Raw genomic sequence first — 10,376 nt, 5'->3', positions numbered from 1 at the left:
CCGCGAGCCCGGCCGCAGGACTACCGGCCGGCAGCGCAGGCCCCGGTACTTGCCCCTCCACCCCGGGCCGCGCCTCTGCGCCGGGCCGGCCGTCTGCCCCAGGCCGCGCCTCTGCGCCAGGCCGCGCCTCTGCCCCAGGCCGCGCCTCTGCCCCGGGCCGGACCTCTGCCCCGGGCCGGCCTTCGGCTCCCGGGCGAGCTTCCGCCGGCCGGCCAGGCGCGCTATCGCCAACCTGACGCGACAGGCTGCCTTCACCTTCCGCGAGCAGGCGCGAGGACTGCGCATGGCGGCGCAATTCATGCCGCAGCCGCTTGCGCTCCTCGGGATCGAGACGCTCTCCGGGCGCATGCGCGCGCGCCGGGCCCGCCGCAGCCAGAAGCAGACCGGCCAGCAGAAGCCCCCAAAGTTGGCGCTGCCGAAAACGGACGCCACCAGACGATCGCCACTCGCGCATCCCCCGATTGTAGGCAATCCCCGCCCAGTCACCCGCTGCCTTCGGGGGCTCCGATGTAACAGCGGGTAAGGAGTTCGCGGGCGCCCCCCGGCGCACACCGGCGCTGGTTATGATCCCCGCATCATGACCGTGACCGCCAAGCACCTGCTGGTCGTCGATGACGACCCCCGGCTGCGGGAACTGCTGCGTCGATACCTCACCGAGAACGACTTCCAGGTGAGCCTGGCCCAGGATGCCCCGTCGATGAACCGGCTGATGCAACGCCAGACCTTCGACCTGATCATCCTCGATCTCATGCTGCCCGGTGAGGATGGCCTGTCAATCGTCCGCAGGCTGCGCGGCGGCGGCGAACGCACCCCGATCATCATGCTCACCGCCAAGGGCGATGATGTCGATCGCATCCTCGGGCTGGAAATGGGCGCTGACGACTACCTGCCCAAGCCCTTCAATCCACGCGAACTGCTGGCCCGGGCTCATGCGGTCCTGCGCCGGCAGCCGCCGCCCGAGGTTCCCGGGGCGCCGAGCGCCGAGCCAGCCAGCATCCAGTTCGGGGAATTCCATCTCGACCTGGCCCTGCGCAAGCTTACCCGGGCCGGTCGGCCCATCCCCCTCACCAGTGGCGAGTTCGCGGTGCTGAAGGTCTTCGCCCGCCACCCCCGACAGGCCCTCTCGCGCGACAAGCTCATGATGCTCGCCAGGGGCCGCGAATACGGCGCGTTCGATCGCAGCCTCGATGTCCAGATCTCGCGGCTGCGCAAGCTGATCGAGGACGATCCGCAGAACCCCCGCTACATCCAGACCGTCTGGGGTGTCGGTTACGCTTTCGTTCCCGACCAGCCCTGAGCGTCCGGACGCGCCAACCGCGCCCGAGCGCCCACCCGCATGCGCACCACCCTTTTCTGGCGAACCTTCCTGCTCATCGCCGGACTGGTGGTGGCCTGCCTGCTGATCATGCTCGAGCTGGTGCGGGCCTTCGATCCGGCGCCCGCGGAGCAGACCCTGGCCTGGGAGATCGCCTCGGTGGTCAACCTGACCCGCTCCGGATTGGTGAGCGCCCAGCCGGAGCGTCGGCGTCAGCTGCTCACGACCCTCGCCCGGGAGGAAGGCGTGCGCGTGCTGCCGCTCGAGGTCTCCGACCGGGTCGACGCGATGGCCGGGCGCCGCAGCGAGAGCCTGCTCGCCCGACTGCATCAGCTGCTCGGACCGGCCACGCGGCTGGCTGCGGGCGTCAATGGCGACCCGGGCCTCTGGGTGAGTTTCGACATCGACGGCGACCCGTACTGGCTGGGCCTGGAGGGCAGCCGCTTCGATCGTCACCTCGGTCCGCCGTGGGTCACCATGCTGGTGGTCGCGGCCGGGCTCGCGCTGGTTGGCGCCCTGATGCTGGCCTCGCCACTGAGCAAACCGCTGGCCAATCTTGCGCGGGCGCTCGATCAGGTCAGTCGGGGCCGCGCGCCCGCACCCCTGGTCGAGTCGGGCACGCCCGAGATCGCCGCCCTCAACCGTCGTTTCAACCGGATGGCGGCCGAGCTCGCCCAGCTTGAATCGGATCGGGCCGTCGCGCTGGCCGGCATCTCGCATGACATCCGCACGCCGCTCACCCGATTGCGCATGGAGATCGAACTGTCGGCCCTCGGCCCCGAGGACAAGCGGGCCATGAACGGTGACATCGAGCGGATCGACCGGATCGTGGGCAAGTTCACCGAGTACGCCCGGGTGGCCGGCGAGCACGGCCCGGCGCGCCGGATCGGCGAGGTGATGGTCGCCGACGTGCTGAGCGGCGCGCTCGCCGGCTACCAGCCACGCCGGGAGGCCGGGCTGCTCACGGTGCACACCGAATTGCCGGCCGATCTCGTCTGGCGGGGAGACCCGATCGACCTCGAGCGCATGCTCGCCAACCTGCTCGAAAACGCGGTGCGCCATGGCAGCACCCCGGGCAGCGGCCGGGCCGAGCTGAGCATTGGCGCCCGACGCCTGCCAGCCGGGCTGGAGATGACCCTGAGCGACCGGGGGCCCGGAGTGCCGGCGGCCGAGCGCGAGCGCCTGCTGCGCCCCTTCTCGCGGATCGAGGATGAGCGCAGCGAAGCCGGTGGCAGCGGCCTGGGGCTGGCGATCGTGGCCCGGCTCACCGCCCGCTACGGCGGCACCTGCGAGCTCGAGGCGGGCCCGCAAGGCGAGGGGCTGACGGTGCGCCTGACCCTGCCCGACGCGGCCCGGCGCTGAACCCGCCACGACCTGCGGGGCGTCGTCCTCCGATCGTTCGGCGCTGACGATAGTCAAGCTCAATCACCCGCATTAGAAGGTTCAATTGGTCAGGCGCGCTCACGGGTTTGTACAATCCGTGCAGTCGACAAGGCTGGACAAACAAGTACCCGGCGGATGTCTCGACTGCACTGATTCCCAACCACCGTCACATCGGAGACCGCCATGCCGTCACTGAAGGGCACCAAGACGCACGACAACCTCAAGGCTGCGTTTGCCGGCGAGAGCCAGGCCAACCGCCGCTACCTGTACTTCGCAAACAAGGCCGACGTTGAAGGCCATCCGGAAGTCGCGGCGCTGTTCCGCTCGACCGCCGAAGGCGAGACCGGCCACGCGCACGGCCACCTCGACTACCTGGCCGAAGTGGGTGACCCCGCCACCGACATGCCGATCGGCGAGTCGGCGCTCAACCTGAAGGCCGCCGTCGCCGGCGAGACCCACGAGTACACCGACATGTACCCGGGCATGGCCAAATCGGCCCGCGAAGAGGGTTTCGACGAGATCGCCGACTGGTTCGAGACCCTGGCCAAGGCCGAGCGCTCGCACGCCAACAAGTTCGCCAAGGCGCTCGAGGCCCTGGCCGCCTGAAGACGCTGATGCCGTACCGCCGCGCGCGCCCTCCGGGACCCGCGCTGGCGGGCAGGCCGGGGAGCGTCTTGGCGCTCCCTTTTTCTTTGCCCGTGAGACGACCATGACCGCACGCGAAGGTTCGCTCGAAGCCCCCACCCGTCACCCGCTCGACTGGAAGAACCCGGAGTTCTACGACGAGAGCAAGGCCCTCGACGAGATGGAACGGGTTTTCGACATCTGCCATGGCTGCCGCCGCTGCGTGAGCCTGTGCAATGCCTTTCCGACCCTCTTCGACCTGGTCGACGAGAGCAAGACCGGCGAGGTCGATGGCGTCGACCGCAAGGACTACTGGAAGGTCGTCGACCAGTGCTACCTGTGCGATGTCTGCTACCTCACCAAGTGCCCCTATGTGCCGCCGCACCCCTGGAACCTCGACTTCCCCCACCTGATGCTGAGGGGCAAGGCGATCCAGTTCAAGCAGGGCACGCCCACCCAGTTCCGTGACAGCACCCTTTCCTCCACCGACCGCAACGGCAAGCTGGCCAGCATTCCGGTGGTGGTGCAGATGGTGAACAAGGCGAAGGAATCACCCACGCTTCGCAAGCTCGGCGAAGACATGATCGGCGTGCACCGTTCGGCCTGGCTGCCCGACTTCAGCGCCCATCCGTTCCCCGGCAGCGCGGCCCCCTCGCCCGCCCACGCGGTGCGCGCCGGCGAGCGCACGCCCGGCAAGGTGGCGGTCTTTGCCACCTGCTATGTCAACTACAACGAGCCCGGCATCGGTCATGACCTGCTCAAGGTGCTCGATCACAACCAGATCCCCTGGACCCTGGTCGAGAAGGAGGCCTGCTGCGGCATGCCAAAGCTCGAGCTCGGCGACCTGGAGGCCGTGGCCGCGCTGAAGGAACGCAACATCCCCAAGCTGGCGCGACTGGCCCGCGAGGGCTGGGCGATCGTGGCGCCCATCCCGTCCTGCGGCCTGATGTTCAAGCAGGAACTGCCGCTGATGTTCCCTGACGATGCCGATGTGCAGGCGGTGAAGGCCGCCATGTTCGACCCCTTCGAGTACTTCGTGGCCCGCCACAAGGATGGCCTGCTGAAGACCGATTTCGCCCAGCCTCTGGGCAAGGTCTCGTATCACGTGGCCTGCCACCTGCGGGTGCAGAACGTCGGCCAGAAGACCCGCGAGACCCTGCAGATGATCCCCGACACCCAGGTGAACACCGTGGAGCGCTGCTCCGGCCACGCCGGCACCTGGGGCGTGAAGAAGGAATTCCACGAGACCGCACTGAAGATCGGACGGCCGGTGTTCCGGCAGATGGCCGAGCACACCGGCAGCGAGCCTGACTGGATCGCCTCGGACTGCCAGCTGGCCGGGCATCACATCGAGCAGGGGATGGCCCTGGCCGGCAAGCCCGCCGGTGACAAGCTCGCACATCCGATCACGCTGCTGCGGATGGCTTACGGACTGAAGGAGTGATGACATGACCAAGGTGACCCGCGATTCCCTGATGACCCTCGAGGCCTACGCGAAGGCCCGCTCGGACTTCCGCCGACGCGTGATCGACCACAAGCGCCACCGCTCGGTGGCCCTGGGCGCGCACGTGACCCTGCTGTTCGAGGACGAGCTCACGGTGCGCTACCAGATCCAGGAGATGCTGCGCATCGAGAAGATCTTCGAGGAGGAAGGCATCGGCCACGAGCTCGAGGCCTACAACCCCCTGGTGCCCGATGGCCGCAACTTCAAGGCAACCATGCTGATCGAGTACCCGGACCCCGAGGAGCGCAAGCGCGAGCTCGCCCGCCTGATCGGCGTGGAGGACCGGGTCTGGGTGCAGGTGGAGGGCTCGCCGCGCGTGTATGCCATCGCCGACGAGGACATGGAGCGCGAGAACGCGGTCAAGACCTCCTCGGTGCATTTCCTGCGCTTCGAGCTCACCGACGAGATGGCAGCAGCCCTCAAGTACGGCGTGAGCCTGGCCATCGGCGTGGATCACCCCGCCTACCAGGCCGCTCTGGAGCCGGTCGGCCCCGAGACCCGCGCCACCCTGGCCGCCGACCTCAGCTGAGACCCGGGCCCCGCTCGAGGGGCCCGGCGTCTACCAGCCCGAGAACCGGGCCCATTGCGCCACCACGCTGCCCTCGCCGCCGAGCACGCGATACCCGGCGTGCTGGGCACCGGTGGCGCAGGCATGGTTGGGCAGCACCCTCAGCAGCGTGCCCACCGGCACATCCAGGAAGCGCGCGGGATCGCCGCTGCGGTGGGTGATCGTGCCGTGCTCCTGGCTGACCGCGCTCACGAGATAGTCGGGCAGCACACGCCCCTGGGCGTCGCACACCAGACCATAGGCCTGATCCACCGGCTGCGATGCAGTGCCGCGATCGCGCGACAGCGCCATCCAGCCGGCATCGCACATCGTCCAGCCGCGGGCGGGCTGATGGCCGATCACGCTGGTGAGCACCGACAGGGCAATGTCGTCAGGACCGCACACGCCCACGCCGGCCATCACCAGGTCGAAGAACACATACACCCCTGCCCGCAGTTCGGTGACGCCAGGCAGCGCAGCGGCCGAAAGCGCCGTGGGCGTGGATCCCACGCTCACCACCGGCGCGGCATGGCCCGCCGCGCGCAGCCGCTGCACGGCATGCACCGCGCCGGCACGCTCACGCTCGGCCATGGCCACGAGCGCGGCCTGATCGCGGCAGTGGTAGGACTCACCGGCATGGGTGAGCACACCGGCCAGCCGCACGCCGGGCGCGACCAGGGCCTGCGCCACCGGCAGCAGATCGGGGGCGTCCGGCGCCAGACCGCTGCGATGGCCGTCGGTGTCGATCTCGATCAGCACCGACAGCGGCTCGCCGACATGGCCGACCATCGCGTCGACCAGCGCGCGCGCCGCCGCCACGCTGTCGAGCAGCACGCTCAGCCGCACGCCCTGGGCGAGCAGACGGCGCGCATGGGCGATCTTGTTGGCGGTGATGCCCACCGCATAGGTGATGTCCCGGAAGCCCGCAGCGGCGCACTGATCGGCCTCCTTCAGGGTAGAAACCGTGACCGGACCCGGCGCACCGCCGCACATCGCGAGGCTCACCTCCAGGCACTTGGCGGTCTTCACATGCGGCCGCAGGCTCACGCCGAGCGCAGCCGCCCGATCACGCATGCGCGCTGCATTGCGCCGCATGCGCGGCTCGTCGAGCAGCAGCGCCGGGGTCTCGAGATCAGCGAGGGCGTGCGGGAACATCGGCCGGGCTCAGCGCGCCGCGCCCTCGGCGATGTACACCGTGGCTTCCACCTCGAGCATCAGGTCGGCGTGGACCAGCCCCGAGGTGCCCACCAGGGTGCTCGCCGGCTTGTGCCCGGCCAGGCGCCGGGTGCGGATCTCGCGGAACACCCGCACCCGCTCGGGGCTGATGTCGCACAGGTAGACATTGAGCTTGACCACGTCGGTCCAGCGCGCACCCGAGGCGGCCAGCACCGTGCTCAGCGCATCGAAGACCTGTTCCACCTGCCCCTCGAAGGTGCTGGCCGTGACGGCACCGGCGGCGTCCATGGCCACCTGACCGGAGAGCAGGACCAGCCGGCCGCCGGATAGATCGACGCCCACCGCATGGGAATAGCTGCCCACCGACATGCCGGGGGGATTGATGAATTCGATGCTCATGGACGCTCCTGCAGAACGGGGTTGAAGGACCAGGATTGGCGATGGTAACCCTCCCGAGGCGGCCGACGGCAGGCATCCGGTTCCGGCCCGGGGTCGCACCCCTGCGAGGGGCGGCGCGGGTAGACTTCCCCTCCTCCTCCTCCCGGCCCCTCCGACGATGACCCTGTCCGCACAGGCCCGCGGCGTCTACGCGATCGCCCCCACACCGTTCACGCCCGCCGGCGAGGTCGACCATGAGTCGCTGGCCCGGCTGTGCCGCTTCTACCAGCGCGCCGGGGTCACCGGCGTCACCGTGCTCGGCCAACTCGGCGAGGCGCCCAAGCTCGATGCCGCCGAGAGCCTGGCGATCGTGCGCGCCGTGGTGCGCGACCTGCCGGTGCCGGTGGTGGTGGGCGTCACCGCGCCCGGCTTTGCCGCCATGCGCGCCCTCACCCACGAGGTGATGGCCGCGGGCGCGGCCGGGGTGATGATCGCTCCGCCCAACACCCTGCGCACCGATGATCAGATCGTCGGCTACTACCGGCAGGCGGTGGAGGCCATTGGCGCCGATGTGCCCTTCGTGATCCAGGACTATCCGCTCACCTTCAGCGTGGTCATGACGCCTGCCGTCATCCGGCGCATCGTCACCGAGAACCCCTCCTGCGTGATGCTCAAGCACGAGGACTGGCCGGGTCTGGAAAAGATCAGCGCGCTGCGCGCCTGGGAGCGCGAGGGCGCGATGCGCCGCATCTCCATCCTGTGCGGCAACGGCGGACTGTTCCTCGACTTCGAGACCGAGCGCGGTGCCGACGGCGCCATGACCGGCTACTGCTTTCCCGAGATGCTGGTGGGCGTGGGCCGGCTCACCGACCAGGGCCGCCGGGATGAAGCCCACGACCTCTTCGACGCGCACCTGCCCCTGCTGCGCTACGAGCAGCAGCCCGGCGTGGGTCTGGCGGTGCGCAAGCATGTGCTGATGCGTCGCGGCGTGCTGGCCAGCGACACCCAGCGCCGTCCGGCCAGCGCGCTCAGCCCCACGGCGCGCGCCGAAGTGGACTACCTTCTCGATCGACTGGAGCGCCGGCAGCCATGGAAGACATCGACTGCGTGGTGATCGGCGCGGGCGTGGTCGGCCTCGCGGTGGCGCGCGCCCTGGCCATGGCCGGGCGCGAGGTGATTCTCCTCGAGTCGGCCGACGCCTTCGGCACCGAGACCTCCTCGCGCAACAGCGAGGTCATCCATGCCGGCATCTACTACCCCGCCGGCTCGCTCAAGGCGCGGCTGTGCGTGCAGGGCCGCCGACGGCTGTATGCCTACTGCGCCGAGCGCGGCATCGCCCATCGCCGCTGCGGCAAGCTGATCGTGGCCAACGGGCCCGATCAGGTGGCCCAGCTCGCCGGCATCGAGCGGCACGCCCGCGCCAATGGCGTCGAGGAGCTGGCGGTACTCGATGGCGCCCAGGCGCGCGCCCTGGAGCCCGCGCTGCGCTGCGATGCCGCGCTGCTCTCGCCAGTCACGGGCATCATCGACAGCCATGGCCTGATGCTCGCGCTGCTGGGGCAAGCGCAGGATCACGGCGCCATGCTGGCCCTGAAGTCGCCGCTCGTCGGCGCCACGGTGAGCGCGCAGGGCATCGAACTGAGGGTGGGCGGCGACGAGCCCATGGCGCTGCGCGCGCGCACCGTGGTCAACAGCGCCGGCCTGCACGCACCGGCGGTGGCGGCGCGCATCGAAGGCCTGGACCCCCGCCATGTGCCGGTGGCCGGTCTGTGCAAGGGCAACTACTTCAGCCTGATCGGGCGCGCGCCCTTCAGCCGGCTCATCTACCCGGTGCCCGAGCGTGCGGGGCTCGGGGTGCACCTCACCCTCGATCTCGCCGGCCAGGGCCGCTTCGGGCCCGATGTGCAGTGGATCGACGCCATCGACTACTCGGTCGACCCGGCGCGCTGCGCGAACTTCACCGAGGCCATCCGCAGCTACTGGCCCGGCCTGCCCGATGACTCGCTCGCCCCCGGCTACAGCGGTATTCGTCCCAAGCTCGGCGGCCCGGCCGATGCCGCGGCCGACTTCGTCATCCAGGGGCCCGTCGAGCACGGTGTGCCCGGCCTGGTCAATCTGTTCGGCATCGAGTCCCCCGGCCTGACCTCCAGCCTGGCGATCGCCGACGAGGTGGTGACCCGGCTCGCCGCGGCAGCCTGAGGCGTGCAGACCACGGCGCGCGTCGGGCCGCGTCATGTGGCCGAGCTGCTGGTGCTCTCGCTGCTGTGGGGTGCCGCCTATCTGTTCACCCGCTCGGCGGTGCCTGAGTTCGGGCCGGTGACGCTGATCGCGGTGCGCATGGGCATTGCCGCGGTGCTGCTGCTGCCGGTGCTCGCCCACCGCGGCGGACTGCCGCTGCTGCGGCGTCATGCCGGCCTGTTCGCGCTGCAGGGCACCGCCTTCACCGCGCTCTCGTTCGTGCTGATCGCCTGGTCGGCGCTCACGCTGAGCGCGGGCCTCACCGCGATCCTGAATGCCACCGCGCCGATGTTCGGTGCCGTGGTGGCCTGGGCCTGGCTGGGCGAGCGCATCGGCCCCTGGCGGATGGCAGGCCTGGCGGTGGGCATGGCCGGGGTGACCATCCTGGTCTGGGGCAAGGCCTCGCTGCGGCTCGATGCCGATTCACTGGCAGTCACCATGGCGGTGCTCTGCGGCCTGGGCTCCTCGGTGGTCTGGGGCATGGCGGCCAACTTCTCGCGGGTGAAGATGGCCGGCATCGACCCGCTCGCCCTCACCGTGGGCACCATGCTCGCAGCGTCGATCGCGCTCACGCCCTTCGCCATCGCCGAATGGCAGGGCGTGTGGGCCGCGCCACGCAGCGGGCTGCCCGGCCTGCGCGCCTGGCTGGAGGCGGCCTTCCTGGGCGTGGCCAGCTCGGGCCTGGGCATGCTGATGTACTTCCGCCTGCTGCGCGAGGTGGGCACCGTGCCCACCATGTCGGTCACCTTCCTGAACCCGCTGGTGGCGATCGTGTCGGGCGCGCTCTATCTGGGCGAGGCAATCACCCTGCAGACCCTGCTCGGCTGCGCGGTGGTGCTGGCCGGCACCGCACTGTCGGCGGGCCTGATCAGGCCAGCAGCGGGCGCACCTCCGGATGGCGCCGGGCCCAGGCGCTGACATACGAGCAGCGGGGCTGCACCCGCAGCGACTGCGCCGCGGCATGATCGAACACCGCCCGCACCAGCACGCCGGCCAGGCCCCGGCCTTCCAGCAGCGGTGGCACCTCGGTGTGATGGACCACCAGCACGTCGCCCACCCGACGGTAGTCGGCGCGGCACAGCATGCCGCGCACCTCGAGCTCGAAGCAGCCACGCTCCGGGCGGTGGATCACATCGGCGGGACGCGCGGCATCGGGTTCGGTCATGACTGAGGCTCCTGTTCGGCCCGGATCAGCAGGGCCACGGCCTGGG

Annotated in this window: 11 protein-coding genes; 8 read left to right on the top strand and 3 right to left on the bottom strand. The window is 70.2% G+C overall.

Annotated features, from left to right (window positions below):
• Window positions 1-577 precede the first annotated feature (577 nt).
• The 5 genes from ompR to AC2H6A_RS14605 all read left to right on the top strand — a co-directional run bounded on the left by ompR (window position 578) and on the right by AC2H6A_RS14605 (window position 5,355).
• Entirely contained in the window at window positions 578-1,297 is a 720-nt protein-coding gene (gene ompR, locus AC2H6A_RS14625) for an osmolarity response regulator transcription factor OmpR (RefSeq protein WP_484274336.1), read from the top strand.
• A gap of 39 nt (window positions 1,298-1,336) precedes the next feature.
• Complete coding sequence (locus tag AC2H6A_RS14620; RefSeq protein WP_484274335.1) at window positions 1,337-2,677, top strand: ATP-binding protein; 1,341 nt, start codon at window positions 1,337-1,339, stop codon at window positions 2,675-2,677.
• Between the two features lie 204 nt (window positions 2,678-2,881).
• On the top strand, window positions 2,882-3,304 hold the full coding sequence (locus AC2H6A_RS14615; protein ID WP_484274334.1) for a rubrerythrin family protein: 423 nt from the start codon (window positions 2,882-2,884) through the stop codon (window positions 3,302-3,304).
• Between the two features lie 103 nt (window positions 3,305-3,407).
• The gene (locus tag AC2H6A_RS14610; RefSeq protein ID WP_484274333.1) at window positions 3,408-4,766 is read left to right on the top strand and encodes a (Fe-S)-binding protein; all 1,359 of its coding nucleotides are present in this window, start codon (window positions 3,408-3,410) and stop codon (window positions 4,764-4,766) included.
• A 4-nt stretch (window positions 4,767-4,770) separates the two neighbouring features.
• The gene (locus AC2H6A_RS14605; protein ID WP_484274332.1) at window positions 4,771-5,355 is read left to right on the top strand and encodes a DUF3501 family protein; all 585 of its coding nucleotides are present in this window, start codon (window positions 4,771-4,773) and stop codon (window positions 5,353-5,355) included.
• Window positions 5,356-5,385: 30 nt separating this feature from the next.
• Here the strand turns inward: AC2H6A_RS14605 and AC2H6A_RS14600 are convergent, their stop codons facing one another.
• Window positions 5,386-6,528 (bottom strand): alanine racemase, encoded by a 1,143-nt coding sequence (locus AC2H6A_RS14600; RefSeq protein WP_484274331.1) that lies wholly within the window; start codon window positions 6,526-6,528, stop codon window positions 5,386-5,388.
• Between the two features lie 9 nt (window positions 6,529-6,537).
• Window positions 6,538-6,948: a RidA family protein gene (locus AC2H6A_RS14595; RefSeq protein ID WP_484274330.1), complete on the bottom strand. Its 411-nt coding sequence runs from the start codon at window positions 6,946-6,948 to the stop codon at window positions 6,538-6,540.
• A 157-nt stretch (window positions 6,949-7,105) separates the two neighbouring features.
• Here AC2H6A_RS14595 and AC2H6A_RS14590 point away from each other — a divergent pair, with 157 nt between their 5' ends.
• Genes AC2H6A_RS14590 through AC2H6A_RS14580 form a run of 3 tightly spaced genes read left to right on the top strand, consistent with a single transcriptional unit; the run spans window position 7,106 to window position 10,083 of the window.
• Window positions 7,106-8,041, top strand: a complete 936-nt coding sequence (locus AC2H6A_RS14590; protein ID WP_484274329.1) for a dihydrodipicolinate synthase family protein — start codon at window positions 7,106-7,108, stop codon at window positions 8,039-8,041.
• Window positions 8,017-9,126 (top strand): NAD(P)/FAD-dependent oxidoreductase, encoded by a 1,110-nt coding sequence (locus tag AC2H6A_RS14585; RefSeq protein WP_484274328.1) that lies wholly within the window; start codon window positions 8,017-8,019, stop codon window positions 9,124-9,126. Before AC2H6A_RS14590 ends, AC2H6A_RS14585 begins: the two co-directional genes overlap by 25 nt.
• 3 nt (window positions 9,127-9,129) lie before the next feature.
• A complete protein-coding gene (locus AC2H6A_RS14580; RefSeq protein ID WP_484274327.1) occupies window positions 9,130-10,083 on the top strand; it encodes a DMT family transporter in 954 nt (317 codons plus the stop codon).
• On the opposite strand, the gene AC2H6A_RS14575 is transcribed toward AC2H6A_RS14580, so the two are convergent.
• A complete protein-coding gene (locus AC2H6A_RS14575; RefSeq protein WP_484274326.1) occupies window positions 10,034-10,330 on the bottom strand; it encodes a GNAT family N-acetyltransferase in 297 nt (98 codons plus the stop codon). The two genes, AC2H6A_RS14580 and AC2H6A_RS14575, sit on opposite strands and share 50 nt — an antisense overlap.
• Between the last annotated feature and the right edge of the window lie 46 nt (window positions 10,331-10,376).

It is taken from the genome of Quisquiliibacterium sp. (genome assembly GCF_982640115.1).
This window is presented reverse-complemented; position numbering and strand designations above follow the sequence as displayed.

Bases quoted from the DNA above. Each gene is read 5' to 3' on its own strand.
- AC2H6A_RS14585 (WP_484274328.1), top strand. From the start codon at position 8,017: ATGGAAGACATCGACTGCGTGGTGATCGGCGCGGGCGTGGTCGGCCTC.
- AC2H6A_RS14575 (WP_484274326.1), bottom strand. From the start codon at position 10,330: ATGACCGAACCCGATGCCGCGCGTCCCGCCGATGTGATCCACCGCCCG.
- AC2H6A_RS14620 (WP_484274335.1), top strand. From the start codon at position 1,337: ATGCGCACCACCCTTTTCTGGCGAACCTTCCTGCTCATCGCCGGACTG.
- AC2H6A_RS14605 (WP_484274332.1), top strand. From the start codon at position 4,771: ATGACCAAGGTGACCCGCGATTCCCTGATGACCCTCGAGGCCTACGCG.
- ompR (WP_484274336.1), top strand. From the start codon at position 578: ATGACCGTGACCGCCAAGCACCTGCTGGTCGTCGATGACGACCCCCGG.
- AC2H6A_RS14590 (WP_484274329.1), top strand. From the start codon at position 7,106: ATGACCCTGTCCGCACAGGCCCGCGGCGTCTACGCGATCGCCCCCACA.
- AC2H6A_RS14610 (WP_484274333.1), top strand. From the start codon at position 3,408: ATGACCGCACGCGAAGGTTCGCTCGAAGCCCCCACCCGTCACCCGCTC.
- AC2H6A_RS14600 (WP_484274331.1), bottom strand. From the start codon at position 6,528: ATGTTCCCGCACGCCCTCGCTGATCTCGAGACCCCGGCGCTGCTGCTC.
- AC2H6A_RS14595 (WP_484274330.1), bottom strand. From the start codon at position 6,948: ATGAGCATCGAATTCATCAATCCCCCCGGCATGTCGGTGGGCAGCTAT.
- AC2H6A_RS14615 (WP_484274334.1), top strand. From the start codon at position 2,882: ATGCCGTCACTGAAGGGCACCAAGACGCACGACAACCTCAAGGCTGCG.